At 61.5% G+C, this 25,895-nt stretch carries 20 protein-coding genes; 10 read left to right on the top strand and 10 right to left on the bottom strand.

Annotated features, from left to right (window positions below; translation table 11 throughout):
- Positions 1–25: 25 nt before the first annotated feature.
- A complete protein-coding gene (locus tag BLO80_RS06280; protein ID WP_060738251.1) occupies positions 26–466 on the bottom strand; it encodes a CBS domain-containing protein in 441 nt (146 codons plus the stop codon).
- Between the two features lie 318 nt (positions 467–784).
- Here BLO80_RS06280 and BLO80_RS06285 point away from each other — a divergent pair, with 318 nt between their 5' ends.
- A complete protein-coding gene (locus BLO80_RS06285; protein WP_092327326.1) occupies positions 785–3,148 on the top strand; it encodes a DNA polymerase II in 2,364 nt (787 codons plus the stop codon).
- 139 nt (positions 3,149–3,287) lie between these two features.
- Here BLO80_RS06285 and BLO80_RS06290 read toward each other — a convergent pair whose 3' ends face one another.
- Both BLO80_RS06290 and BLO80_RS06295 read right to left on the bottom strand, forming a co-directional pair.
- The gene (locus tag BLO80_RS06290; RefSeq protein WP_092327327.1) at positions 3,288–4,109 is read right to left on the bottom strand and encodes an aldo/keto reductase; all 822 of its coding nucleotides are present in this window, start codon (positions 4,107–4,109) and stop codon (positions 3,288–3,290) included.
- Positions 4,110–4,339: 230 nt separating this feature from the next.
- Positions 4,340–5,491, bottom strand: coding sequence for an aldose epimerase family protein (locus BLO80_RS06295; RefSeq protein WP_092327329.1), 1,152 nt, complete (start codon positions 5,489–5,491; stop codon positions 4,340–4,342).
- A gap of 293 nt (positions 5,492–5,784) precedes the next feature.
- Between BLO80_RS06295 and BLO80_RS06300 the strand changes: the two genes are divergently transcribed.
- From BLO80_RS06300 to BLO80_RS06310, 3 genes are all read left to right on the top strand, one after another.
- The gene (locus BLO80_RS06300) at positions 5,785–6,534 is read left to right on the top strand and encodes a hypothetical protein (protein ID WP_092327330.1); all 750 of its coding nucleotides are present in this window, start codon (positions 5,785–5,787) and stop codon (positions 6,532–6,534) included.
- Positions 6,535–6,643: 109 nt separating this feature from the next.
- Entirely contained in the window at positions 6,644–7,429 is a 786-nt protein-coding gene (locus tag BLO80_RS06305) for a sulfite exporter TauE/SafE family protein (RefSeq protein WP_092255262.1), read from the top strand.
- A gap of 270 nt (positions 7,430–7,699) precedes the next feature.
- Entirely contained in the window at positions 7,700–8,248 is a 549-nt protein-coding gene (locus tag BLO80_RS06310) for a DUF4174 domain-containing protein (protein WP_092327332.1), read from the top strand.
- Between the two features lie 31 nt (positions 8,249–8,279).
- Here the strand turns inward: BLO80_RS06310 and ampC are convergent, their stop codons facing one another.
- Positions 8,280–9,428, bottom strand: coding sequence for a class C beta-lactamase (ampC, locus tag BLO80_RS06315; RefSeq protein ID WP_092327333.1), 1,149 nt, complete (start codon positions 9,426–9,428; stop codon positions 8,280–8,282).
- A 228-nt stretch (positions 9,429–9,656) separates the two neighbouring features.
- On the opposite strand from ampC, the gene BLO80_RS06320 reads away from it, so the two are divergent.
- The gene (locus BLO80_RS06320) at positions 9,657–10,535 is read left to right on the top strand and encodes a Dyp-type peroxidase (protein ID WP_092327335.1); all 879 of its coding nucleotides are present in this window, start codon (positions 9,657–9,659) and stop codon (positions 10,533–10,535) included.
- 78 nt (positions 10,536–10,613) lie between these two features.
- Positions 10,614–11,360, top strand: coding sequence for an SDR family oxidoreductase (locus tag BLO80_RS06325; RefSeq protein ID WP_092327336.1), 747 nt, complete (start codon positions 10,614–10,616; stop codon positions 11,358–11,360).
- 145 nt (positions 11,361–11,505) lie between these two features.
- Here the strand turns inward: BLO80_RS06325 and BLO80_RS06330 are convergent, their stop codons facing one another.
- From BLO80_RS06330 to BLO80_RS06345, 4 genes are all read right to left on the bottom strand, one after another.
- Positions 11,506–11,922, bottom strand: a complete 417-nt coding sequence (locus tag BLO80_RS06330) for a hypothetical protein (RefSeq protein ID WP_092327337.1) — start codon at positions 11,920–11,922, stop codon at positions 11,506–11,508.
- 112 nt (positions 11,923–12,034) lie between these two features.
- The gene (gene mapR / locus BLO80_RS06335) at positions 12,035–13,462 is read right to left on the bottom strand and encodes a GntR family transcriptional regulator MpaR (RefSeq protein ID WP_092327339.1); all 1,428 of its coding nucleotides are present in this window, start codon (positions 13,460–13,462) and stop codon (positions 12,035–12,037) included.
- Between the two features lie 102 nt (positions 13,463–13,564).
- Positions 13,565–14,977 (bottom strand): cytochrome c oxidase accessory protein CcoG, encoded by a 1,413-nt coding sequence (gene ccoG, locus BLO80_RS06340; protein ID WP_092327340.1) that lies wholly within the window; start codon positions 14,975–14,977, stop codon positions 13,565–13,567.
- Between the two features lie 214 nt (positions 14,978–15,191).
- On the bottom strand, positions 15,192–15,428 hold the full coding sequence (locus BLO80_RS06345; protein WP_092327342.1) for a DUF3203 family protein: 237 nt from the start codon (positions 15,426–15,428) through the stop codon (positions 15,192–15,194).
- Between the two features lie 138 nt (positions 15,429–15,566).
- Between BLO80_RS06345 and BLO80_RS06350 the strand changes: the two genes are divergently transcribed.
- On the top strand, positions 15,567–16,073 hold the full coding sequence (locus BLO80_RS06350) for an MgtC/SapB family protein (protein WP_092327343.1): 507 nt from the start codon (positions 15,567–15,569) through the stop codon (positions 16,071–16,073).
- Positions 16,074–16,222: 149 nt separating this feature from the next.
- Here the strand turns inward: BLO80_RS06350 and BLO80_RS29850 are convergent, their stop codons facing one another.
- Positions 16,223–16,387 carry a hypothetical protein gene (locus BLO80_RS29850; RefSeq protein WP_170847569.1) on the bottom strand — a complete coding sequence of 55 codons (165 nt, stop codon included), beginning with the start codon at positions 16,385–16,387 and terminating at the stop codon, positions 16,223–16,225.
- 212 nt (positions 16,388–16,599) lie between these two features.
- Here BLO80_RS29850 and BLO80_RS06355 point away from each other — a divergent pair, with 212 nt between their 5' ends.
- From BLO80_RS06355 to glgB, 3 genes are all read left to right on the top strand, one after another.
- On the top strand, positions 16,600–18,597 hold the full coding sequence (locus tag BLO80_RS06355; protein WP_092327345.1) for an alpha-1,4-glucan--maltose-1-phosphate maltosyltransferase: 1,998 nt from the start codon (positions 16,600–16,602) through the stop codon (positions 18,595–18,597).
- 168 nt (positions 18,598–18,765) lie between these two features.
- Positions 18,766–22,110: a maltose alpha-D-glucosyltransferase gene (treS, locus tag BLO80_RS06360; protein WP_092327346.1), complete on the top strand. Its 3,345-nt coding sequence runs from the start codon at positions 18,766–18,768 to the stop codon at positions 22,108–22,110.
- A gap of 11 nt (positions 22,111–22,121) precedes the next feature.
- Positions 22,122–24,356 (top strand): 1,4-alpha-glucan branching protein GlgB, encoded by a 2,235-nt coding sequence (gene glgB, locus BLO80_RS06365; protein WP_092327348.1) that lies wholly within the window; start codon positions 22,122–22,124, stop codon positions 24,354–24,356.
- Between the two features lie 182 nt (positions 24,357–24,538).
- Here the strand turns inward: glgB and gudD are convergent, their stop codons facing one another.
- Positions 24,539–25,882 (bottom strand): glucarate dehydratase, encoded by a 1,344-nt coding sequence (gene gudD / locus BLO80_RS06370; RefSeq protein WP_092327350.1) that lies wholly within the window; start codon positions 25,880–25,882, stop codon positions 24,539–24,541.
- Positions 25,883–25,895 lie beyond the last annotated feature (13 nt).

A 25,895-nucleotide genomic window follows, 5' to 3' on the forward strand; every position in this document is an offset into this window, starting at 1 on the left:
GAAATGAGCAACCCGATGGAAAGGATCATTCGCCGCGAATGTATTGCTCCAGTTGTCGGATCAGGTCGGCCTGTTCGGCGATGGCTTCCTTGACCAGGTCGCCAATGGACAGCAGCCCGACGAGCTTGCCGTCTTCCACCACCGGCAAATGTCGCAAGTGCTTGTCGGTCATGATGCTCAGGCAGGTCTCGACATTCTGGTGCGGGTCGATGGTGATCACGGGGGATACCATGATGTCGCTCACTTTCGTGCCCACGGATGATCGACCGTGCAGGACCATTTTGCGTGCATAGTCGCGTTCGCTGATGATCCCCAGCACTTTTTCGTCCTTCACCACCAGCAAGGCGCCGACGTTCTTCTCGGCCATGCGCATCAGGGCCTGCAATACCATGTCGTCCGGTGAGATGGTGTGCACTTGCTGGTTCTTATCGTCTTTTAGCCGGAGCAACTGCGCGACGGTTTTCATGGGGAAGCCTCGGGTCGGGGGTGTTGTTTTTGCTGGTTGTTAAAGCATCGTAGACCCAACGGCGCAGAGCAAGCGGTAAAGCGGCGGCCAATCGTCAAAAAACGTCATTGCCCGGGAAATTACCACCCATCCCGTGGGCGGGCGCTGTTGTGGCGAGGGGATTTATCCCCGTAGGGCTGCGCAGCAGCCCCAATAAGCTGATGACATCGACCTGACACACCGCGCTGGCAGGTTTTAGGACTGCTTCGCAGCCCAGCGGGGATAAATCCCCTCGCCACAGGTAGAATCGTCGCCTACGTAAAATTCGAGGTTTCAGCGGTGGATTTACAGCAGGGCTTCGTCCTGACCCGGCATTGGCGCGACACCCCGGCCGGCACCGAAGTCGAGCTCTGGCTGGCGACCGATGCCGGTCCCCGGCGCGTGCGCCTGCCGGTGCAGACGTCGGTGGCCTTCGTGCCACAGATCCAGCGCGGCCAGCTCGAAGCCTTGCTGCAAGGGGAGAAGGAGGTAGAGCTACGTCCCCTGGACCTGCTGGATTTCGAGCATCGCCCGGTGCTGGGCCTGTATTGCCAGCAACACGCCCAACTGATGCGCCTGGACGGCACCTTGCGCCGCGCAGGTGTGGAGGTGTTCGAAGCGGACATCCGACCGCCGGAGCGCTACCTGATGGAGCGCTTCATCACCGCCCCGGTGTGGTTCGGCGGTACGCCGGCCGCCGACGGCCTGCTGGTGGATGCCCAGATGAAACCGGCGCCCGACTACCGTCCATCGTTGCGCCTGGTGTCCCTGGACATCGAAACCACCGCCCAGGGCGATTTGTATTCCATTGCCCTGGAAGGCTGCGGCGAGCGCCAGGTCTATATGCTCGGGCCACCTAATGGCGACGATAGCGGCGTGGATTTCCAGCTGGAATACTGCGAATCGCGCACGCTGCTGCTGAAGAAACTCAACGACTGGTTCGCCCGTTTCGACCCCGACGCGATCATTGGCTGGAACCTGGTGCAATTCGACCTGCGGGTGCTGCATGAACATGCCCGGCGGCTGGCGGTGCCGTTGCGCCTGGGGCGCGGTGGCGAAGAAATGCAATGGCGCGAGCACGGCGCGCGCAACAACCACTTTTTCGCCTCGGCGGCCGGTCGGCTGATCATCGACGGGATCGAGTCCCTGCGCTCGGCGACCTGGAGCTTCCCGTCGTTCAGCCTGGAAAACGTCGCCCAGACGCTGCTGGGGGAGGGCAAGTCCATCGACAACCCGTACCAGCGCATGGACGAGATCAATCGCATGTTCGCCGAGGACAAGCCGGCCCTGGCCCGCTACAACCTCAAGGACTGCGAGCTGGTGACGCGGATCTTCGCCAAGACCGAGCTGCTCAAGTTCCTGCTGGAGCGGGCCAGCGTCACCGGCCTGCCAGCGGACCGCAGCGGCGGTTCGGTGGCGGCGTTCACGCACCTGTACATGCCGCTGATGCACCGCCAGGGTTTTGTTGCCCCCAATCTCGGCCAGCGTCCGCCCGAGGCCAGCCCGGGTGGTTTTGTCATGGATTCCCAGCCGGGGCTCTACGAGTCGGTGCTGGTGCTGGACTACAAGAGCCTGTATCCGTCGATCATCCGCACCTTCCTGATCGACCCGGTGGGCTTGATCGAAGGGCTGCGTCACCCGGATGACCGCGAGTCGGTGCCGGGTTTTCGCGGGGCACGCTTCTCCCGTTCTCGACATTGCCTGCCGGCCATCGTCGCGCGGGTCTCCGAAGGCCGGGAAACCGCCAAGCGCGAACACAATGCGCCGCTGTCCCAAGCGTTGAAAATCATCATGAACGCCTTTTATGGCGTGCTCGGCTCCAGTGGTTGTCGCTTCTTCGATCCGCGCCTGGCCTCGTCCATCACCCTGCGCGGCCATCAGATCATGCAGCGTACCCGCCAGTTGATCGAAGCCCAGGGCCATGTGGTGATCTATGGCGATACCGACTCCACGTTCGTCTGGTTGCGTCGTGCCCATGGTCAGGAGGAAGCGGCCAGGATCGGTCGCGAGTTGGTGGCACACGTCAACCAATGGTGGCGCGAGCAGGTGCGTGCCGAGTTCGGGTTGGAGAGCGCGCTGGAGCTGCAGTTCGAAACGCACTTCACGCGCTTTCTGATGCCGACCATCCGGGGGGCCGAGGAGGGCAGCAAGAAACGCTACGCCGGGCTGGTGACCCGCGCCGACGGCAGCGATGAAATCGTCTACAAAGGCCTGGAAACCGTGCGTACCGACTGGTCGCCGCTGGCCCGGCAGTTTCAGCAAGAGTTGTACGGGCGGATCTTCCACCGCCAGCCCTACCAGGAGTATGTGCGCGATTATGTACAGCAAACCCTGGCCGGTGCATTCGACGATCGGCTGGTCTACCGCAAGCGCCTGCGACGGCCGCTGGAAGATTACGAGCGCAACGTCCCACCTCACGTGCGGGCCGCGCGGCTGGCCGATGAGTTCAACCAGCGCCAGGGCCGTCCGCGGCAATACCAGAATGGCGGCTGGATCAGCTACGTCATCACTGTCGCCGGCCCCGAGCCGCTGGAAATTCGCAGTGCGCCAATCGATTACGACCACTACGTGACCAAACAACTGCAGCCGGTGGCGGATGCGATCCTGCCGTTTGTGGATGATGATTTTTCGACGTTGGTGGGGGGGCAGATGGGGTTGTTCTGACGGAGGTCCTGTTATTGGCTGGCTGCCTTTGTGGCGAGGGAGCTTGCTCCCGCTGGGCTGCGCAGTGGCCCCTTTTGCGATCGCTTCGCGATCGAGCGGGAGCGAGCTCCCTCGCCACAACAAGCGTTTTGCGCGAGGATTAAACCATCGCCAACCGCTGCTTGCTCTGGGGCTGGGGAAATATCAGGTCCAGGGCGGCCAGGTCCTGAGGCTCGAGCCTGAGGTTCGCCGCTTCGGCATTCAGGCGCACATGTTCAGGTTTTACAGCCTTGGGGATGGCGATCACATTGTCCTGGCGCAGCAACCAGGCCAGTGCGATCTGCGCGGGTGTTGCCCGATGGCGTTCGGCGATTTTTCCCAGGGTGTGATCCTTGAGCAGGTGCCCGCCCTGGCCGACCGGGCAGTAAACCATGATCGGCATGCGCCGTTGCTGGCACCAGGGCAGCAGGTCGAATTCGATGCCGCGTTCCTGCAGGTTGTACAGCACTTGGTTGGTGGCGCAGGCCGGCGAGGCCAGCTCCTCGAGGTCATCGACGTCAAAGTTCGACACACCCCAATGGCCGATCTTGCCTTCTTCGCGCAGGCGTTCGAACGCTTCGACGGTTTCTGCCAAGGGGTACTGCCCGCGCCAGTGCAACAGATAAAGGTCGATGTAATCGGTGTCGAGCCGGCGCAAACTGCGTTCGCAGGCCAGGGGGATGCCTTTGCGACTGGCGTTGTGAGGATAGACCTTGCTCACCAGGAACACCTGGTCGCGCAGGCCGGTGATCGCTTCGCCAACGACGGTCTCGGCACCGCCTTCGGCATACATCTCGGCCGTGTCGATCAGGGTCATGCCCAGTTCGATCCCCAACCGCAGGGCCGCTACTTCTTTCTTGTGATGGGACGGTTCCTCACCCATGTGCCAAGTGCCTTGGCCGATTACCGGTACGGACACACCCGCCAATTCCAGCGTCCTCATGTCTATCTCCTGTTTTTTGCTTTGACATGTGGCAGCAGGATAGACCAAGTGTTCCCGCATGGATCGTTCCCATGCTCTGCGCGAGCCCGCAGCATCCGAACTCAACACCAACCCGTGGGAGCGAGCTTGCTCGCGAAGGCGTCGGCCCATCCAGCAGCATCACACGCAGACACACCGCTATCGCGAGCAAGCTCGCTCCCACAAGAGCATGGGAACGATTCGGCGGAGAGTTACTTCGCGGAGAATTTCAATACCATGGTCTGGGTGTAGGTCTGGCCCGGATCAAGCCGCGTCGAAGGGAAGTTCGGCTGGTTTGGCGAGTCGGGGTAGTGCTGGGTTTCCAGGGTGAACGCGCCCCAATGCGGATAGACCTTGCCTTGCTTGCCCTTGACGGTGCCATCGAGGAAGTTGCTGGTGTAGAACTGCACGCCAGGCTCGGTGGTGTACAGCTGCAGGCGTCGTCCGGACTCCGTGTCATACACCTCGGCGGCCAGTTTTTTCACATCGCCCTTGGCGTCCAGTGCCCAGTTGAAGTCGAAGCCGCCCTGTTTCGGTTCGGCGAACTTGAGCTGTGGGTGATCAGCCTTGATATGGGTGCCGATGGCGGTGGGTTGGGTGAAATCCATCGGTGTACCGGCCACCGGGGCCAGCTCGCCGGTGGGAATGAGTTTACCGGTGACCGGCGTGTAGTGGGCCGCGTGCAGGGTCGCGACCTGCTCGAGTATGTCGCCGTTACCCGCGCCGGCCAGGTTGAAATAGCTGTGGTTGGTCAGGTTCAGCACCGTGGGCTTGTCGGTGGTGGCCTTGTACTCGATGCGCAACTCGTTCTGTTCGTTGAGGCTGTAGGTGACGTCGGTTTTCAGCGCACCGGGAAAGCCCATCTCGCCATCGGGTGACAGGTAGGTCAGGGTGACGCCCACCGAGTCCTTGGCATTATGGGGTTGGGCCTTCCAGACACGCTTATCGAACCCTTGCGGCCCGCCGTGCAAGGAATTGCCATGGTCGTTCTGCGGCACTTGGTAACGCTTGCCGTCCAGCTCGAAAGCCCCGTCGGCCAGGCGATTGCCGAAACGGCCGATGGTCGCGCCGAAATACACGCTGCCATTCTTCTGGTAACCCTGCACATCGTCGAAACCGAGCACGATATCGGCGACCTTGCCGTTTTTGTCCGGCACGCTCAATGACTGGAGGATGCCGCCATAGGTGATGACCGTGGCTTCCATGCCATGACTGTTGCGCAGTACGAATTTTTCCACCGCCGTGCCGTCGTCGGTCTTGCCGAACGCACCGCGTTCATTGGTCAGGCCGGCAGCCTGGGAAGCCGAGGTGGCGATCATCAGAGACACTCCGAGGGCCGTGAGCAGTTGTTTTGATTCAAACATGGTGACCTTCCTTCCTGTTGTTTTGTTGTTGTTTTAACGCGGGTCGAGTCCGTTACTGGTCGGACAGCGATGAAGGCTTTTGTCTCTAGTAGTCTTTCTATTTGAGGGCTGGAAAGGGATTTATAGCCATAAATGAAGATTTATCAATTAAAAAGTAAGACTAATTAGGCAAAAAAAGGCTTCGCCAAAGGTCGAGGATTTCTCCGGGCACTGCACTTTTGCGATTTTTTCCGCTCTATCCATGGCCTGGAAGCGGCGACCCCCGTCGCTTCCCCTGCCCAGATTGAGACTCGATGGCCGGTGTTTTTTCTTCTGTGACGAGGTTGCGCGGTGCCTGCATGGCAGGGTTGCTCGGTGTGGCGATGCTGTTCAGCGGTGGCTGCAGCCATCAACAGGGGCAGGACATGGTCACCCAGTTCAGCAATGCCAAGCCCCAGGAGTTCTTGCAGACCAGTGTCGACCGCATGGCGACGCTGGCCATGCACGACAACCTGCAAAGCCTCTACCTGCTGATGAGCAAGCTTTACCTGCGCAACCCCGAGGAACTGCGCAAATCCGGCTTTCTTGACGCCCGCACCGCGGAAAAACAGGTGCGCATGGCCATCGAGCAGCAACAACCCTTGCCGACCCTGGGTGGCAAGAAGGACCTGGCCGCCCTGAGCTACGCCATGAGCCCGGAGTTTCTCGGTGATCGGGTCGGGGCGTTCATCTATGCCATCGGCAGCATGCTGGTCACCGCTCATGGCAATCGCCTCGAGTTCTACATGACCGACACCATCGATCCGCGTTTTGTCAGCAATGCGGCGCGCAACATCGAAAAAGCCACCTGGCTGCTTAGCCAGCGACAGAACAAGGACGGCAAGCCGATGCTGTTTTCCAATGAGATTTCGGAGGAGGGCAGCAACCTGAGTTTCGCCGTCGAGTTCGGGAAAATTGTCGCCCGTTTGGATCTGCTGACCCAGATGCTCGACGAGCGCTACCGGCGTATCGGTTTGAATTATGCCCAGAGCCTGCTGTTCCTCAACTTCCTGCCGGTTCAATGATCAGAGGCGAAAAGGGAATAAAGATAGATCATATCGATATAGGGAGTTATAAGAAAAATCGCTATGCTCGCGGCCAGATTTTTCATGCGGTCGTGTTGAGACGGGTTTAATGGATTTCGGTAATGTCGGTTTAGTCGTTGCGGGCCTGGTGGTCGGCTTCATCGTTGGAATGACCGGCGTCGGTGGTGGTTCGCTGATGACCCCGATCCTGTTGTGGTTTGGTATCAACCCGGCGACGGCGGTGGGTACGGACCTGCTGTATGCGGCCATTACCAAGTCTGGCGGCGTGTTGGTCCATGCCAAGAACCGCAACATCGACTGGGCCATCACCGGCTGGTTGACGTTGGGCAGCGTGCCGGCGGTCGGCTTGACCTTGTGGTTCCTCAGCAGCCTGCACAGCTCGCCCGACGCCATGAACGCGGTGATCAAGCAAGCCTTGGGCTTCGTGTTGTTCGCCACCGCCCTGGCAATCCTGTTCAAGAAGCGTCTGCTGCAATTCGCCCACGACCGCGCCGGCGGTCACTACAACCCCTCTGGCACGCGTCTCAATGTGCTGACGGTCATCACCGGTCTCGTGCTGGGGACGATGGTCGCGTTGACGTCCATTGGCGCCGGCGCCCTGGGCACCGTCGCGCTGTTCATCCTCTACCCGTTCCTGGTGACCAAGCGCCTGGTGGGCACCGAGATCGCCCACGCCGTGCCGCTGACCCTGGTCGCTGGCCTGGGCCATGCGAGCATGGGCAACATGGACTGGCACATCCTGGGTTTCCTGCTGGTCGGTTCGTTGCCGGGGATCTACCTGGGCAGTCATTTGTCGGGGCGTATCTCCGACGAGCTGTTGCGTCCCTGCCTGGCGGTGATGCTGGCGATGATCGGGTTCAAGCTGGCGTTCTAGAACGATCACCCCGATTCAATGTGGGAGCGAGCTTGCTCGCGATAGCGATCGAACCGTCGACTTCGGTGTTGACTGTCATGCCGCTATCGCGAGCAAGCTCGCTCCCACAGTGGTCCCCGTTCCAACTCTCGCGCCGAACGCTCCTCACGGTTGCGCAATGATCCCCCTGGCCTAAGCTTCAAGGCAGGCAGGCGCAGTATTGAGCGACTCTCGCGGAACAATCGCCGCCCTGTGCAATCAGTACAGCGTAAATATCAAAAGGAGAGGCGCATGCTCATTCGGTCGTTGACCTTCGCTACCTTGCTGGCCATCGCCGGCCCCCTGTTCGCTGCCGATGGCGACTCACCCTTGGTGGCAGATGCAGGCAGGGCACGTCCCCTGATCGTCATCGCGCCGAGTACGGTCGACCCGGCCTGGGTCAGCCTGAAAAAGGCCTTGGATGAACCGGCGGGCAAGCAGGGGTTTTCCGAGCGCAACATGGTGCTCTACACCGTGCTCAATACCATTGGGCAGCGCGATGGCAAGGACCTGGACCCGCAAAGCACCATGGCGCTGATCCGCTCCCTCAAGCTGGGCGCCGGAGCCCAGACCAAGATCATCCTGGTGGGCAAGGACGGGGAAAAGAAGCTTGAGCATTCCGGGGCGATCGAATTGAAAGACCTCTTCGACACCGTCGATAAACTCCCCGCCGCGGAAAAAGAAGCGACGCCCCCGGCGCCACCTCCCGCTCCGGAGCCCGCACCGGCCAAGGATGCGAAAGGCACCAAGCCTGGCAAGGCAACCAAGCCGGCGGCGGCACCGAAGCAACTGGATGATTGACGCTTCCTAGTCACAGGGGCTCATGGTCCTTCTATTGGCCATCCATCGCCATCAGGATCCGGTGCGCCGCCTTCACCCGTTCCTCGATCGGGTAGTTCCTGTTGGCAAGCATGACGATCCCCATGTCTTTCCCGGGCACGAACGCTGCGTACGCGCCGAAACCGTTGGTGGATCCGGTCTTGTTGATCCAGGCGCCGTCCGGCGCCGGACGGGGCGGGTCGAGAGATTCGGCTTTTTGTGGGGCCAGGGCCATCTGCGGTGTGTTGCCAGCGAGCAGGTCGTCCAAGGTGAACGGGGCGGGGTAGAACTCCCAGCCCAGCCCTTGATTCATCCCGCCCACCTTGTAGAAACCCGTATGCGTCGTAGCGATGGCTTGCTTCAGGTCCGTGTCCAGTTTTTCAGGTCGCAGGTTGGCCTCGACGAAACGAATCAGGTCCGTTGAACTGATCTTGACCCCGTAGGCTTCGGAATCCAATGCGCCGGCGCCGACTCGCACAGGCTTGCCGTCCTTTGCATAGCCTTGGGCGTATCGGCCCATCTGATCCTGCGGCACCCGCACGTAGCTGTGCTTGAGGCCCAACCCTGGCATCAGCGTGCGCTCCATCACCTCGTCAAATGGCTGGCCCAGGCTGCGGGCCGCCAGATAGCCGAACAGGCCGATGCTCGGGTTTGAGTAGAGCCGCTGGGTGCCGGCCGGGTAGAGCGGTTTCCAGCTCTTGTAGTAACTGAACATCCGGTCCGGATGATCCGCCTCGTCGGGAAACTGCAATGGCAGGCCGCCGGCGGTGTAGGTGGCAAGGTCGAGCAGGCGGATGCCCTCCAAGGCGCTTCCGCGCAGCTCCGGCGCAAAGCGACTGGCCGGATCCGTCAGGGACAGTTTGCCCTGGGCCTGGGCATAGGCGCCGAGGGTGGCGGTGAAGGTCTTGCTGACCGAGCCGATTTCGAAAAGGGTCTGGTCGGTGACCGGCTTTTTCGTGTCCTTGGAGGCCACGCCGTAGTTGAAATAATGGCGTTGACCGTTGTAGGTGATCGCCACGGCCATGCCGGCGATGTCCTGTTGTTTCATCAAGGGCTGGATGACGGCATTGACCGTGTCTTCAATGCGTTCCTGGGCAAAGCTTACGGGCGTCCCGCAGACCAGGAAAAAAATCCCGGCGAGTATCGATCTGGCAATTGGCATGGTGCAGCGTTCTCGTTGGCCTTCCTGGAGGGGGCTCAATCTAGGGCGTTTTTGGCGGCCCGGCAATCCGAGGCTATCGGTCCGGAGAGATGTTTCTGAGTCGTCTGACGGGGTCACGGGAACCTTCCCACAAAACGGTCGGGGTGCCCGACGCGACCGGACCTCAAGCCAAACCACACAAAGCGGCAGCCGCCGGGTAAACTCGCGGCTCTTTCTAAAGGAGTTCACATGAGTTACTACCAGCCCGGCATTCTCGCCACCCCTGTTCCGCCTCAGGCCCGTCATTTGTTTTTTGCCCTGGAATCGGTCGAGGCATTGCCGGCTGCGCTAGATAAACTCCTGTTGTTGCTCGATGGCCGGGCCGTGATCGGCTTTGGCGAATCGCTGGTCCAGGCGCTGGGTGCCCAGGTCGTTGGCCTGCGGGCTTTTCCGGCGTTGGCCGGCGTAGGTGTAGACAACCCCTCGACCCAACATGCCCTGTGGTGCTGGCTGCACGGTGAAGACCGCGGCGAGCTGATGCACCGCAGCCGCGCCATCGAAGCGGCATTGGCCCCGGCGCTGCGCCTGGTGCAGATGAACGAAACTTTCCGCCACATGACCGGCCATGACCTGACCGGCTATGAAGACGGCACCGAAAACCCCCACGACGAAGCGGCCATCGCCGCCGCCCTGGCTCAGGGCGCCGACGGGGTGCGCGGTGGCAGTTTCGCCGCGATCCAGCAGTGGCAACACGACCTGGACGGTTTCGCGGCGATGCAGCCCCATGAGCGCGACAACATCATGGGCCGGCGCCTGAGCGACAACGAAGAAATCGACGACGCGCCGGAATCGGCCCACGTCAAGCGCACCGCCCAGGAAAGCTTTGCCCCCGAGGCATTCGTGGTCCGTCGGTCCATGCCCTGGATCGAAGGCGACCGTGCAGGGCTGATGTTCCTGGCGTTCGGTTTCTCCCTCGATGCCTTCGAGGCCCAATTGCGGCGCATGAGTGGCCTGGAAGACGGCATCACCGACGGCCTGTACCGCATGAGCCGACCGATCACCGGCGGCTATTACTGGTGCCCACCGTTGTTGGACGGCCGCCTGGATCTACGCGCCTTGGCCCGGTAGGCGCAGCGGTTTGTGCAAAGCGTAACGTGAACGCTATCCTTGGGCCGGACGTCTATCCGTGGAATGGGAGAAACAAGCGTGGATAAAGTCATCGTCATCACCGGTGGCGGCCGCGGAATCGGGGCGGCCACGGCGCTGTTGGCCGCCGAGTTGGGCTATCGGATCTGCATCAACTACCAGTCCGATGAAAGCGCCGCGCAAGAGGTGCTCGAACAGGTCCGGGCCAAGGGCGCACAGGCGATTGCCGTGCGCGCCGATGTGAGCATCGAGGACGAAGTGATCGCCCTGTTCAACCGGGTGGATGCCGAGCTCGGCCGTGTCACCGCCCTGGTGAACAACGCCGGCACGGTGGCGCAGAAGTCCCGGCTCGATGAAATGTCCGAATTCCGCATCCTCAAGATCCTGAAGACTAACGTGCTGGGCCCGATTCTCTGCGCCAAGCACGCGGTGCTGCGCATGTCGCCCAGGCATGGCGGGCAGGGCGGCAGCATCGTCAACGTCTCGTCGGTGGCCGCGCGCCTGGGGGCACCGGCGGAATATGTCGACTACGCGGCCTCCAAGGGCGCGCTGGATACCTTCACCGTCGGCCTGTCCAAGGAAGTGGCCGGCGAAGGCATTCGCGTCAACGCGGTTCGCCCGGGTTACATCTACACCGACTTCCATGCCCTGAGCGGCGACCCGGATCGGGTCAGCAAGCTGGAGTCAGCAATCCCCATGGCCCGCGGCGGGCGTCCGGATGAAGTCGCCGAGGCGATTATCTGGCTGCTGTCGGATAAGGCTTCCTACGCCACCGGGACATTCGTGGACCTGGGCGGTGGGCGCTGAGCCCCGGGTTGTCTGGTCTGGCCCCATCGCGAGCAAGCTCGCTCCCACAGTAGGCAGCGTTCCAATGTGGGAGCGAGCTTGCTCGCGATGAGGTCCGCATCCGTAAATCATTGGCACGGCTGGACAATCCCTTCACTTCCATCGGTTATTGGCGCTGGATGATTTCAATATCATCGAACCCTAATCCATGTGCAGGATTTTCAGCGTACGTCCATATCCGAATCATAGGAAGTTCTGAGCTTGGGGGAGGGGATAGGACTGCTTCGCACGAATGCCATTGGTCATCGCTCTTCGGAACAGCCAAACTCGTGAGGTTATTCATGAAACCACAGCTTAAGTAATTCAGAGTTACGGTCTTTGGGATTTTGATTTTGAATTTTATCGTGACTGGACTTTTGTCCACGAAGGGCTCATTGAAGATTTTCCGTATGCCGTAATCAGTCACATACTCATTGCCAGTGAGGTAATGATTACCGCCCGCTTCTGTGACGATGCTTCCGGGACTCTGGATAAATCTCCAGCCATCCGGGTCGTTGTTTTCGAAATCGTGAAAATAGTTCATGATCTTCTCCTTAGGATAGATTGTTGCCAACCCGTGGCGCTCATTCGGTTGGCGATCTCTACGCTAAGTCGTTCCCCACAAGCCTGCTACTGTCAGAGCTGACAGGTCGTTCTCAATGGTCTTGCCTGCTTTGGAATGAGCGAATAATCCGCCCCAACGTCTCCATGGCTTTTTCCGAGGACTCGGTCCAGGGGCTGCCGTAATTCAAGCGAATGCAATTCCTGAAACGCCGGGTCGGTGAGAAGATCGGCCCCGGGGCGATGCTGATGCCTTGGGCCAGGGCCATCTGGAACAGTTTCAGCGAATCCATCTGCTCCGGCAGTTCCAGCCACAGGAAGTAACCGCCCGCTGGCTGGCTGACGCGGGTCTGGGCGGGGAAGTAGCGGGCGATGGCGGCGAGCATCGCGCTTTGCTGTTCTTCCAGGGCGTAGCGCAGTTTGCGCAGGTGACGGTCGTAGCCGCCGTGTTGCAGGTAGTCGGCGATGGCGGCCTGGGCCGGCATCGAGGCGCACAGCGAGGTCATGAGTTTGAGCCGTTCGATTTTCTGCGCATAGCGCCCGGCGGCGACCCAGCCGATGCGATAGCCCGGGGCCAGGCTCTTGGCGAACGAACCGCAATGCATCACCAACCCTTCGGTATCGAACGCCTTGGCGGGCTTGGGGGCCTGCTGGCCGTAATAGAGCTCGGCGTACACGTCATCTTCGATCAACGGCACCTGGTGGCGGCGCAACAGTTCCACCAGGCCCTTTTTCCTTGCCTCGGGCATGGTCGCGCCTATGGGGTTCTGAAAACTGGTCATGCACCAGCAGGCCTTGATCGGATGGCGTTCGAGGGTCTGTTCCAACACCTCCAGGTCGATGCCGTCGCGGGGGTGGACGGGAATTTCCACGGCCTTGAGCTTGAGTCGTTCCAGCACTTGCAGGCAGGCGTAGAACGCCGGCGCCTCGATCGCCACCAGGTCGCCCGGTTCGGTCACGGCTTGCAGGCACAGGTTCAAGGCTTCCAGGGCACCATTGGTGACCAGCAGTTCTTCCATGGGCAGCATCAACCCGCCCACCATGTAGCGCAAGGCGATCTGGCGACGCAATTGTGGATTACCTGGCGACATGTCCGTGACCACTACCCGTGGGTCCATGTCCCGTGTGGCGCTGGACAGCGAGCGCGACAAGCGTTGCAACGGAAACAGCAGCGGGCTGGGGAATGCCGAGCCGAACGGTACGGTGGCCGGGTCCTTGATCGAGTCCAGCACCGAAAACACCAGTTCGCTGACGTCCACTTCGGTGGATTCGTGCACCTGGGGGCTGATGGCCGGTTCGGAAAACGGGCTCGGCGCATGGGTGTTGACGAAGTAGCCCGAGCGCGGCCGGGCGCGGATCAGGCCGCGTCGCTCCAGCAGGTAATAGGCCTGGAACACGGTGGACGGGCTGACGCCGTAGGTCTGGCTGGCATAACGCACCGAGGGCACGCGCTGGCCGGGCCCCAGCATGCCGGAGCGGATCAGTTCAGCGATGTCGTCGGCGAATTTTTCATAGCGTTTCATGGCGGGCCCAGTCTTGAGTGACACATGGTTTGCGCTTTTTAAACTGTGGGGAGCCTTGCTCCCACAAGCTCGCCCCCACAGGGCGCCCGGCATCTTAAAGCTTCAACGATTCATCGGCGCGACAAAACGGCTCTTGGCCAGGCTGTAGATGCCGGGTTCATCGCTGTCGGCCACCTTGAAGGTCATTTCCTCAGAGCCGCTGCGAGGCCGCTCGTTGAGCATCGCCACCGACACCGGCACATCGACGATTTCCCCGGGCGCCAGGCTCAGTTGGGTCTTGCCCTGGAGGACGAAGCCCTCGCCATCCACCAGGGACAGGTGATAGTCCTGGCGTTGCTGGGTCTTGTTGATGATTTTCAGGCTGTAGATGTTCTCGATCTGGCCTGCGCTGTTTTCGCGGAACAGGCCACGGTCCTTGCTGACATCCAGCGACACCATGGGCCGTTGCACCAGGGCCAGGGCCAGCGCGCCGATCATCACCAGCAGCACCGCGGTATAGCCGATCAGCCGAGGCCTGAGCAGGTGAGTCTTGCCCCCCTGCAATTGATGCTCCGAGGTGTATTTGATCAGGCCACGGGCGTAGCCCATCTTGTCCATGATCGAGTCGCAGGCGTCGATGCACGCCGCGCAGCCGATGCATTCCATCTGCAAGCCGTCGCGGATGTCGATGCCGGTGGGGCAGACCTGCACGCACATCTGGCAGTCGATGCAGTCGCCCAGGCCAATATTGGCCGGCTTCACCTCGCGTTTGCGCGGGCCACGGATTTCGCCACGGGCCGTGTCGTAGGAAATGGTCAACGTGTCCTTGTCGAACATCACGCTCTGAAAGCGTGCATAGGGGCACATGTGCATGCACACCGCTTCCCGCAGCCAGCCGGCGTTGACGTAGGTGGCAGCGGTGAAAAACAGTACCCAGAACAGGCTGACGCCGCCGATCTGCAGGGTCAGCAGCTCTTCGGCCAAGGGGCGGATCGGGGTGAAGTAGCCCACGAACGTCAGGCCGGTGAACAGGCTGATGGCCAGCCACAAGCTGTGCTTGGCGCTGCGACGCAACAGTTTGTTCAGGCCCCAGGGGGCCGCTTGCAGCTTGATCCGCTGGTTGCGTTCGCCTTCGGTGATCTTCTCGCACCACATGAACAGCCAGGTCCAGGAACTCTGCGGGCAGGTGTAGCCACACCACACGCGACCGGCAAACACGGTAATCGCAAACAGGCCAAAGGCGGCGATGATCAACAAGGCCGACAACAGGATGAAATCCTGGGGCCAGAAGGTCGCGCCAAAAATATGGAATTTGCTTTCGGAAAGGTCCCAGAGCACCGCCTGGCGGCCACCCCAGTTCAACCACACCGTGCCAAAGAACAGCAGGAACAGAACCCCCGCACCGCTGATGCGCAAGGTGCGGAACAAACCGGTGAAGCTACGGGTGTGGATCAGGTTGTCGGTGGTCCTGGCCTTGATCTTCGTCGGCGCAGGTTCGAACGTCTGTATCAACTGGACGGGGATTCTATCGCTCATGGTCGGTCGCTCATCAGCCTCTATCTGGCCGGCGCACTATGACCATGGAACTGTTTGCATAACAGACTCAGGTGTTTCTATAAAAACCGGATCAGATGCCGCGAAGCCCAGGCGCTGCGACACTTTGATGCACCCAGGAAGTGCCGAACATATTACTGTGGCGAGGGGATTTATCCCCTCGCCACAAATGCATCTGGTGCCTGTGGATTGGGGTTCAGATTGCCGAACCGCTGTCGGTGGCCTTCAGGTGCTTGCGCTTATCGACCGCGCCGGCCACGGTCAGGGCATCCACTTCGGCTTCGGTGAGGTAGACCAGGTCGCCATTGACTTCCACCGCTGACATGGCCTTGTCCGGGTCAGTGATGATGACCAACTCGCTGGCGGGGCGCAGCTTGGTTCCGTTGAGGGTTTTGATATGGCAGGTATTGTCTTTGTCGATTTGCTCAAGCATGACGTCGCTCCTTCCTGAATGTCCTGAGTATTAGGTCCCACCCGCTGGCCAGGGTTCGCTGTGGCTGATCAGCGGTCGAGCGCACCTCTGGCTTCGCTTGCGGTCCATCGTCTATCCAATTGAGAAAGAGGACGGTCCATGGAAGCCTGGTGGCATGAAGTCTGGATAACCCTGCAGGCGGAATTCGCCGACATCACCGATGCCCAGCAGATGACCCGGGTCACGGTGCGGCTGGTCATGGCCGCGCTGTTGGGCGGCATCCTGGGCTTCGAGCGCGAACACAAGGGCAAGGCTGCCGGCGTGCGAACCCACATGCTCGTGGCCCTGGGCGCGGCGTTGTTCGTATTGGTGCCACAGATGTCCGGGTCCCAGGCCGACGCCATGAGCCGGGTGATACAAGGGGTGGTCGCCGGCATCGGTTTTCTCGGCGCCGGCACGATCCTGAAAAACAACGATGGCGATGAAAGTCATGTCAAAGGCCTGACCACCGCCGCCGGCCTGTGGATGACTGCAGCCATTGGCGTCGCCGCCGGGCTGGGCCGGGAAGCGACTGCGGTACTCAGTACGGTGTTGGCCCTGGTGATCTTCAGTGTGATGCCGGTCATTGTTCGGGCACTGGAGAAGGGCGACAAGCCATCAGCCTGAACATAAGACCTGTGGGCACACGCTCGCACCGAGCGGCGTTTCGATGATGGCGGGGCATCAGCCAGCCACTATGCTGATTGACACTCCGCTATCGCGAGCAAGCTCGCTCCCACAGGGACTCCCACAGGGATTGGTACCGAGTCGTTGAATCAAACCCGCTCCGGCGGCGCCTCGCTGGGCGGGTCGCCCTTGGGCGGTTGTGGGGTCAGCGGCGGGTCTTTCTCTGGAATCGGTTCCGGATCAGGACCGGGCGGGGGCAAGGTGGGGTCATCGATGTTCGGATCGGGTGTTTCGGCCGGGATGGGAATATTCATCGGGACGGATCTCCGTAACGCACATGGCTTGAGTCGTGCTTATGGTTGTTGACCATCCTGTACCGGGTTTGATCCCGGATACATCGAGGGGCAAATCCCGCTGAACTTTTAGCCGTCGTCCCGGTTCGGAGTTTAAGTGAGTTTTTTTCAGGGACCCATTGGGCCTTTACCGCCACAAGCGCGTCCATGGGGCGTAAAAGGAGCGATGCTCGATGACTGCTGAACACCCGTCTGACCTGGCCTACAACCCGCATTTGCCGTTGTCTCAAGCCTTGTTGTTACCGCGTATCGCGATTGAAAACACCATGCCGGTGATCGACGGCGGGCAATTTGCCGCCAAGGCCGTGGCCGGGCAGGACGTGACGGTGACCAGTAAAGTGTTCGCCGACGGTCACGACAAGCTGGCGGTGCGCATTCGCTGGCGTTCGCTGCAGGATGAGCTGTGGAACAGCGAGGTCATGAGCGACCTGGGCAATAACGGCTGGCGCGGCCAGTTCAACGTGCCGGAGCAAGGTCGCTATGTCTTCTGCATCGAGGCCTGGATCGATCAGTTCGCCAGTTTCCGCTACGAACTGGAGAAAAAATTCGGTGCTGGAGTGCCGATCAGCCTGGAGTTGCAGGAAGGACGCAACCAAGTGCAAATGGCCGTCGAGCGCAGCACAGGGGAACTGAGCGAGCAACTGGCGGCTTTGCACCATGAGCTTTCCGGCCTGTTGCCGACGGAGCAGGTGGCGCTGTTCCTGGCGCCGCGCAGTGCCGACCTGATGTCCCAGGCCGATCATCGACCTTACTTGAGCATCAGCCCCGAATACCCATTGGATGTGGAGCGCAAGCTGTCCGAGTTTGCCAGTTGGTATGAGCTGTTTCCCCGCTCGATCACCGACGATCCCCAGCGCCATGGCACGTTCAATGACGTGCATTCGCGCCTGCCGGTGATCCAGGACATGGGGTTCGACGTGCTGTACTTCCCGCCGATCCACCCCATCGGTCGCAGTTTCCGCAAAGGCCCGAACAATTCCCTCACCGCCGGTCCCGACGACCCGGGCAGCCCCTATGCCATCGGCAGCGAGGAAGGCGGGCACGAGGCCATTCACCCGCAGTTAGGCAGTCGCGAGGACTTCCGGCGCCTGGTGGAGGCCGCCGCGCAGCACGGCCTGGAGATTGCCCTCGACTTTGCGATCCAGTGTTCCCAGGACCACCCTTGGCTCAAGCAGCACCCGGGCTGGTTCAGCTGGCGACCGGATGGCACGATCAAATACGCGGAAAACCCGCCGAAGAAATACCAGGACATCGTCAACGTCGATTTCTACGCGGCCGATGCGATTCCCAGCCTGTGGTTGGAACTGCGGGACATCGTGGTGGGCTGGGTCGAGGAAGGCGTGAAGATATTTCGCGTCGACAATCCTCACACCAAGCCACTGCCGTTCTGGCAATGGCTGATCGCCGACGTCCGGGCCCAATACCCCGAAGTGATGTTCCTGGCGGAAGCCTTCACCACCCCGGCCATGATGGCGCGACTCGGCAAGGTCGGTTATTCCCAGAGCTACACCTATTTCACTTGGCGCAACACCAAGGCCGAGCTGGCGACCTACTTCACCGAGCTCAACGAGTCGCCTTGGCGTGAATGCTACCGGCCGAACTTTTTCGTCAACACGCCAGACATCAACCCGGCCTTTCTTCATGAGTCGGGGCGCCCGGGCTTCTTGATCCGCGCAGCCCTGGCAACCATGGGCTCGGGTCTGTGGGGCATGTATTCGGGCTTCGAGCTGTGCGAGTCGGCCCCGGTACCGGGCAAAGAGGAATACCTCGATTCGGAGAAATACGAGATCCGTCCTCGCGACTTCACCGCGCCGGGCAACATCATTGCCGAGATCGCCCAGCTCAACCGCATCCGCCGACAGAACCCGGCGCTGCATACCCACTTGGGCCTGAAAATCTACAACGCGTGGAACGACAACATTCTCTATTTCGGCAAGCGCACCGCCGACGGCAGCAATTTCATCCTGGTGGCGGTGAGCCTTGATCCGCACAACCCGCAGGAAGCCAGTTTCGAATTGCCGTTGTGGGAAATGGGCCTGCCCGACGACGCCCAGACCCAGGGCGAAGATTTGATGAACGGGCATCGCTGGACCTGGTACGGCAAGTACCAGTTCATGCGTATCGATCCGGCGTACCAGCCGTTCGGGATTTGGCGGATCAGCGTGGCATGACGCTGTGGGAGCGAGGCTTGCCCGCGCTGAAAAGGGCGCGGTCACCCTGAGGGATCGAGGTGCCTGCATCGCGAGCAAGCGTTGCTCCCACAAAGCGCCGGCCTCCCTCCATAAAAAGACCTTTCAAGCCTGTATCCCGCGGCTTTAATGAATTATCAGGAGTTGCAAATGGCGAAGAAACCCCGGTCTGCCACCTTCATCAAGGATCCGCTCTGGTACAAGGACGCGGTGATTTACCAGGTCCACGTTAAATCCTATTTCGACTCCAATAACGATGGGATCGGCGATTTCCCCGGCCTGATCGAGAAACTCGACTACATCGCCGACCTGGGCGTTAACACCATCTGGTTGCTGCCGTTCTATCCTTCCCCCCGGCGCGACGACGGTTATGACATCGCCGAATACCGTGGCGTCAGCCCCGACTACGGCACCATGGCCGATGCGCGGCGGTTCATTGCCGAAGCCCACAAGCGCAACCTGCGGGTGATCACCGAACTGGTCATCAACCACACTTCGGACCAGCACCCCTGGTTCCAGCGCGCGCGCAAGGCCAAGCCGGGTTCGAAGGCACGGGACTTCTATGTCTGGTCCGATGACGACCATAAGTACGACGGCACGCGGATCATCTTCCTCGACACCGAAAAGTCCAACTGGACCTGGGACCCAGTGGCGGGCCAGTACTTCTGGCACCGTTTCTACTCCCACCAGCCCGACCTCAACTTCGACAACCCGCAGGTCATCAAGGCCGTGTTGTCGGTGATGCGCTACTGGCTGGACATGGGCATCGACGGTCTGCGCCTGGATGCCATCCCGTACCTGATCGAGCGCGACGGCACCAACAACGAAAACCTGCCCGAGACCCATGACGTCCTGAAACTGATCCGTGCCGAAATCGACGCCAACTATCCTGACCGCATGCTGCTGGCCGAAGCCAACCAATGGCCGGAAGACACCCAGTTGTACTTCGGTGATGTCGACGCCCAAGGGATGAACGGCGACGAATGCCACATGGCTTTCCACTTCCCGCTGATGCCGCGCATGTACATGGCACTGGCCCAGGAAGACCGTTTCCCGATCACCGACATCCTGCGCCAGACCCCGGAGATTCCCGCCAATTGCCAGTGGGCGATTTTCTTGCGCAACCACGATGAACTGACCCTGGAGATGGTGACCGACAAGGAGCGTGACTACTTGTGGAACTACTACGCGGCCGACCGTCGGGCGCGCATCAACTTGGGGATTCGCCGGCGCCTGGCGCCGCTGGTGGAGCGCGACCGTCGTCGCGTGGAGTTGCTCAACAGCCTGCTGTTGTCGATGCCCGGCACGCCGACGTTGTACTACGGTGATGAAATCGGCATGGGCGACAACATCTACCTGGGCGACCGCGATGGCGTGCGTACGCCGATGCAATGGTCCATCGACCGTAACGGCGGCTTCTCCCGCGCCGACCCGGCCAGCCTGGTACTGCCGCCGATCATGGACCCGCAGTATGGCTACCAGTCGGTCAACGTCGAGACCCAGGCCGGCGACCCGCATTCGTTACTCAACTGGACCCGGCGGATGCTGGCGGTGCGCAAGCAGTCCAAGGCCTTTGGCCGGGGCACGCTGAAAATGCTCTCGCCCAGCAACCGCCGGATCCTGGCCTACACCCGCGAGTACACCGGCCCCGACGGCAAGCACGAAATCATCCTGTGCGTGGCCAACGTGTCCCGCAGCGCCCAGGCCGCCGAGCTGGACCTGTCGGTCTACGCCGGCATGGTTCCGGTGGAGATGCTCGGTGGCAACGCGTTCCCACCCATCGGCCAGTTGAACTTCCTGCTGACCCTGGCGCCGTACGGTTTCTATTGGTTCGTCCTGGCGGCGGAAAACCAGATGCCGAGCTGGCACGTGGAACCGGCCCAGAGCCTGCCGGACTTCACCACCCTGGTGCTGAAAAAACGCCTGGAAGAATTGCTCGAGGCGCCATCGCGCACCACGCTGGAGCAAACCATCCTGCCGAGCTGGTTGCAGAACCGGCGCTGGTTCGCCGGCAAGGACAGTGCGATCGAGAAGGTCGACATTGTCTATGGCGTGCGCTTCGGCGATCCGCAGCGCCCCGTGCTTCTCAGTGAAGTCGATGTCACCAGTGGCGGCCAGACCCTGCGTTACCAGTTGCCGTTCGGCTTGCTCGCCGAAGACCAGGTCGGTGCGGCATTGCCGCAGCAACTGGCCTTGTCGCGGGTACGTCGGGGGCGTCAGGTGGGGTTGATCACCGATGCATTCAGCCTGGAAGGCTTCGTGCGCGCCGTGCTGCACAGCATGCAGACCGCCACGGTGCTGCCGTTCGCCGAAGGTGAGTTGCGCTTCGAACCGACCGAAGGCCTGGCGGCGTTGAACCTGGGAGACGAGCCGGAGGTACGCTACCTGTCCGCTGAACAGTCCAACAGTTCGGTGGTGGTGGGGGGGAGTCTGGTACTCAAGCTGATCCGCAAGGTGGCCTCGGGCGTGCACCCGGAACTGGAGATGAGCGCCTACCTGACCGCCGCGGGTTTCAGCAATATTTCACCGCTGCTGGGTTCGGTGGTTCGCCGCGATGCCGAAGGCGAAGATGCGTTGCTGATGATCGCCCAGGGCTACCTGAGCAATCAGGGCGACGCCTGGGAATGGACCCAGAACAACCTCGAACGCGCCTTGCGCGATGAGTTGGCGGACGCCGTCTCTGAGCAGGAGCAGCATTACAACGCCTTGGGCGAACTGAAGGATTTCGCCGGCATGCTCGGCCAGCGCCTGGGGGAAATGCACCGGGTACTGGCCCAGGCTACCGACGATCCGGACTTCGCGCCGCAGGCCACCAACGCCAAGGAAGCCCAGGCCATCGGCAAGGACGTGGCCGGCCAGGTGGAAAACGCCTTGCGTCTGCTCAAGCAGAACCAGAGCCAATTGAACCCCGCGGACCAGGCCATGGTCGCACGTTTGTTGGAGCACAAGAAAACCGTTCTGGCCCATGTCCAGGCGTTGGCCGGCAAGGCCGTCGGTGGCTTGCGTATCCGCGTCCATGGCGACTTGCATCTGGGCCAAGTGTTGGTAATCAAGGGCGACGCCTACCTGATCGATTTCGAAGGTGAGCCGGCGCGGCCATTGCATGAACGACGGGGCAAGCACAGCCCGTACAAGGACGTCAGCGGCGTGTTGCGTTCCTTCGATTATGCGGCGGCCATGGCGATCCACTTGAATACCGTCGACAGCACGGCCGATGCCGATGCGGCGCGGCAACGGGTCGCCGAGCGTTATTTGAAAGAGGCCCGCCAGGCATTTGTCGAGGCATATCGGCTGGCGGCAGCTAGTCTTGCCCATGAGTGGAAGGATGCTGAAGGCGAAGACGCCGCGCTGGCGTTGTTCGGCCTGGAGAAGGCGGCCTATGAAGTGGCCTATGAAGCCGAGAATCGCCCCGCCTGGCTGCCCGTGCCGTTGCACGGTCTGGTCGGGTTGTTGAGTGGGCTGCAACCCTTTTCCGACTTAGCCGGACCGATTTAGTGGAGAGAATCATGAGTGTCTCGAACAAAGAACCCCAAGGGCAGGCCAAGGAATCCTTGTTGCCGGCCCTCCATGACATCGACGCGCTGGTGCGCGCCGAACATCACGATCCGTTTTCCATCCTGGGGCCCCATGGCGACGGCGCCGGTGGCCAGTTCATCCGCGCCTACCTGCCTGGCGCCCTGAGCGTACAGGTGCTGGCCCGGGAGGGCGGCGAAGAGCTGGGGGAACTGCAACCCACCGAAACCCCGGGATTGTTCGTCGGCCATTTCGATCGCGCCCAAGGGTACTTGCTGCGCACCCGTTGGGCCGGCGGCGAGCAGGTTGCCGAAGACCCGTACAGCTTCGGCCCACTGCTGGGGGAGATGGACCTCTACCTGTTCGCCGAGGGCAATCACCGCGACCTCAGTTCCTGCCTCGGTGCACAGCTGACCACTGTCGACGGTGTCGAGGGCGTGCGCTTCGCCGTGTGGGCTCCGAATGCACGACGCGTCTCGGTGGTGGGGGACTTCAACGTCTGGGACGGGCGCCGGCATCCGATGCGCATTCGTTATCCATCCGGCGTGTGGGAGTTGTTCATCCCGCGGCTGGGGGCGGGGGAGGCCTACAAATATGAAATCCTCGGCGCCCACGGGATCCTGCCCCTCAAGGCCGACCCGGTGGCGCTGGCCACGCAAATGCCGCCGGACACGGCCTCGAAAGTCGCCTCGCCCTTGAAGATCGAGTGGCAGGACGACGAGTGGATGCAGAGTCGTCGCGAACGCCAGCTACCGGGCGCGCCCCTGTCGATCTATGAGTTGCATGCCGGCTCCTGGCAGTGCGAAATCGACGAAGCGGGCGAGGTGGCCCGGCAATACAACTGGCACGAAATGGCCGAGCGGCTGATTCCGTATGTCAGGGATCTGGGCTTCACTCACATCGAGCTGATGCCGATCATGGAACACCCGTTCGGCGGCTCCTGGGGTTATCAGCCGCTGTCGCAATTCGCGCCAACGGCACGCTTCGGATCGCCCGACGATTTCGCCGCGTTCGTCAACGCCTGCCACCAAGCCAATATCGGCGTCATCCTCGACTGGGTGCCGGCGCATTTCCCCACCGATACCCACGGCCTGGCCCAGTTCGATGGCACCGCGCTGTACGAATACGGCAACCCGCTGGAGGGCTTCCACCAGGATTGGGACACGCTGATCTACAACCTGGGCCGCACCGAAGTGCACGGCTTCATGCTGGCTTCGGCGTTGCACTGGCTCAAGCATTTCCACGTCGACGGCCTGCGGGTGGATGCCGTGGCCTCGATGTTGTACCGCGACTATTCGCGCAAGGCCGGCGAGTGGGTGCCCAATCGTCACGGCGGTCGGGAAAACCTCGAAGCCATCGATTTCCTCCGGCACCTCAACGATGTGGTGGCGCTGGAAACTCCTGGTGCGCTGGTTATTGCCGAAGAGTCCACCGCGTGGCCGGGGGTCAGCCAGAGTACCCAGCAGGGCGGCCTGGGTTTTGCCTACAAGTGGAACATGGGCTGGATGCACGATTCGCTGCACTACATCCAGCAAGACCCGGTGTACCGTGCCCATCACCATAACGAACTGAGTTTCGGCCTGGTGTATGCCTGGTCCGAGCGCTTCGTACTGCCGATTTCCCACGACGAAGTGGTCCATGGCAAACGCTCGCTGATCGACAAGATGCCCGGTGACCGCTGGCAGAAATTCGCCAACCTGAGGGCCTACCTCAGCTTCATGTGGGGCCATCCCGGCAAGAAGCTGTTGTTCATGGGGTGCGAGTTCGGCCAATGGCGCGAGTGGAACCACGACCAGCAGTTGGATTGGTACCTGCTGCAATACCCTGAGCACCGGGGTGTGCAGAAGCTGGTGAGCGATCTGAACCGGCTGTACCGCGAAGAACCGGCGTTGCATGACCAGGATGATGCGCCCCAGGGCTTCCAGTGGCTGATTGGCGACGATGCGCTCAACAGCGTCTACGCCTGGCTGCGCTGGAGCAAGGAGGGCAAGCCGGTGCTGGTGGTGGCCAACTTCACCCCGGTGCCGCGCGAGGCCTACCGGGTCGGCGTGCCGTTCGCCGGGCGTTGGGTGGAATTGCTCAACAGCGACGCCGACACCTACGCCGGTTCCAACTACGGCAACGGCGGCGGCGCCTTCACCGAAGAAGTGCCCAGCCATGGCCAGGCCCTGTCGCTGGAACTGAACCTGCCGCCGTTGGCGGTGCTGATCATGCGGCCGGAGGGTTAGGGTTTACATAGAGGACAACAGTGGCGGTCATCGAATCAAAGATCACCACAGTTCCAATGTGGGAGCGGGCTTGCTCGCGAAGAGGGCCTGACAGTCAGCATCGATGTTGACCGTCAGACCGCTTTCGCGAGCAAGCCCGCTCCCACATGGATGTGTTCACCTGAAGGAATTTTGTGATTCCTTCAGCGCACCAGGCACGGCTGCTTGTTGTTGAACGTCCAGCCCGGTATCAGGAACTGCATCGCCACCGCATCGTCCCGCGCCCCCAGGCCCATGCCTTTGTACAGCTCATGGGCCTTGGCCAGTTGGTCGAGGTCCAGCTCGATCCCCAACCCCGGTTTTTTCGGCACCTGTACGCAGCCGCCCTGAATCTGCAAGGGCGCCTTGGTCAGTCGCTGGCCGTCCTGCCAGATCCAATGGGTGTCGATGGCGGTGATGTCGCCCGGTGCCGCGGCGGCCACGTGGGTGAACATTGCCAGGGAAATGTCGAAGTGGTTGTTGGAGTGCGAGCCCCAGGTCAGGCCCCACTCATTGCACATCTGCGCCACCCGCACGGAACCCTGCATGGTCCAGAAGTGCGGGTCTGCCAGGGGAATGTCCACAGACTGCAAGGTGATGGCATGACCCATCTCGCGCCAGTCGGTGGCGATCATGTTGGTCGCAGTCTTGAGGCCCGTGGCGCGGCGGAACTCGGCCATGACCTCGCGCCCCGAATAGCCGTTCTCGGCACCGCAAGGGTCTTCGGCATAGGCCAACACCTTGTGTTGGTCGCGGCACAAACGGATCGCTTCCTTGAGTGACCAGGCGCCGTTCGGGTCCAGGGTGATGCGTGCCTGGGGAAAACGTTCGGCCAATGCCGTGACCGCCTCGATTTCTGCGTCGCCTTGGAGCACGCCGCCCTTGAGCTTGAAGTCCTGGAAGCCATAGCGGGCCTGGGCCGCTTCGGCCAGACGGACCACGGCGTCGGCGTCCAGGGCTTTTTCGTGGCGCACGCGGAACCAGTCGTTGTCGGCGTCCGGTTCGCTGCGATAGGCCAGGTCGGTCTGCTGGCGATCACCGACATAAAACAGATAGCCGAGCATCTTCACTTCGTCGCGCTGCTGGCCTTCGCCGAGCAGGGCGGCGACCGGTACGTCCAGGTGTTGGCCGAGGAGATCCAGCAACGCCGCTTCCAGGCCAGTGACCGCGTGGATGGTGATGCGCAGGTCGAAGGTCTGCAGGCCACGGCCGCCGGCATCGCGGTCGGCGAAGGCCTGACGTACCGTGTTGAGGATCTTCTGGTACGTGCCGATGGGGTTGCCGACTACCAGCGAGCGAGCGTCTTCGAGGGTCTGGCGAATGCGCTCGCCGCCGGGCACTTCGCCCACGCCGGTGTGGCCGGCATTGTCCTTGAGAATCACGATGTTGCGGGTGAAGAACGGACCATGGGCGCCGCTGAGGTTCAGCAGCATGCCGTCATGGCCGGCCACGGGCACGACCTGCATGCTGGTGATGATCGGGGCTTTGCGGGTTTCAGGAATACTCATCTGTACTTATCCT

This window comes from Pseudomonas sp. NFACC56-3 (genome assembly GCF_900100025.1).
GTDB lineage: Bacteria > Pseudomonadota > Gammaproteobacteria > Pseudomonadales > Pseudomonadaceae > Aquipseudomonas > Aquipseudomonas fluorescens_AA.

What these genes read in the sequence shown, in the direction of transcription:
- glgB (WP_092327348.1), top strand. Translation starts at nt 22,122, where the DNA reads ATGAGTGTCTCGAACAAAGAACCCCAAGGGCAGGCCAAGGAATCCTTG.
- BLO80_RS06300 (WP_092327330.1), top strand. Translation starts at nt 5,785, where the DNA reads ATGGCCGGTGTTTTTTCTTCTGTGACGAGGTTGCGCGGTGCCTGCATG.
- BLO80_RS06305 (WP_092255262.1), top strand. Translation starts at nt 6,644, where the DNA reads ATGGATTTCGGTAATGTCGGTTTAGTCGTTGCGGGCCTGGTGGTCGGC.
- BLO80_RS06295 (WP_092327329.1), bottom strand. Translation starts at nt 5,491, where the DNA reads ATGTTTGAATCAAAACAACTGCTCACGGCCCTCGGAGTGTCTCTGATG.
- BLO80_RS06345 (WP_092327342.1), bottom strand. Translation starts at nt 15,428, where the DNA reads ATGCTTGAGCAAATCGACAAAGACAATACCTGCCATATCAAAACCCTC.
- BLO80_RS06290 (WP_092327327.1), bottom strand. Translation starts at nt 4,109, where the DNA reads ATGAGGACGCTGGAATTGGCGGGTGTGTCCGTACCGGTAATCGGCCAA.
- BLO80_RS06310 (WP_092327332.1), top strand. Translation starts at nt 7,700, where the DNA reads ATGCTCATTCGGTCGTTGACCTTCGCTACCTTGCTGGCCATCGCCGGC.
- treS (WP_092327346.1), top strand. Translation starts at nt 18,766, where the DNA reads ATGGCGAAGAAACCCCGGTCTGCCACCTTCATCAAGGATCCGCTCTGG.
- BLO80_RS06330 (WP_092327337.1), bottom strand. Translation starts at nt 11,922, where the DNA reads ATGAACTATTTTCACGATTTCGAAAACAACGACCCGGATGGCTGGAGA.
- ampC (WP_092327333.1), bottom strand. Translation starts at nt 9,428, where the DNA reads ATGCCAATTGCCAGATCGATACTCGCCGGGATTTTTTTCCTGGTCTGC.
- BLO80_RS06350 (WP_092327343.1), top strand. Translation starts at nt 15,567, where the DNA reads ATGGAAGCCTGGTGGCATGAAGTCTGGATAACCCTGCAGGCGGAATTC.
- BLO80_RS06280 (WP_060738251.1), bottom strand. Translation starts at nt 466, where the DNA reads ATGAAAACCGTCGCGCAGTTGCTCCGGCTAAAAGACGATAAGAACCAG.
- mapR (WP_092327339.1), bottom strand. Translation starts at nt 13,462, where the DNA reads ATGAAACGCTATGAAAAATTCGCCGACGACATCGCTGAACTGATCCGC.
- gudD (WP_092327350.1), bottom strand. Translation starts at nt 25,882, where the DNA reads ATGAGTATTCCTGAAACCCGCAAAGCCCCGATCATCACCAGCATGCAG.
- ccoG (WP_092327340.1), bottom strand. Translation starts at nt 14,977, where the DNA reads ATGAGCGATAGAATCCCCGTCCAGTTGATACAGACGTTCGAACCTGCG.
- BLO80_RS06355 (WP_092327345.1), top strand. Translation starts at nt 16,600, where the DNA reads ATGACTGCTGAACACCCGTCTGACCTGGCCTACAACCCGCATTTGCCG.
- BLO80_RS29850 (WP_170847569.1), bottom strand. Translation starts at nt 16,387, where the DNA reads ATGAATATTCCCATCCCGGCCGAAACACCCGATCCGAACATCGATGAC.
- BLO80_RS06320 (WP_092327335.1), top strand. Translation starts at nt 9,657, where the DNA reads ATGAGTTACTACCAGCCCGGCATTCTCGCCACCCCTGTTCCGCCTCAG.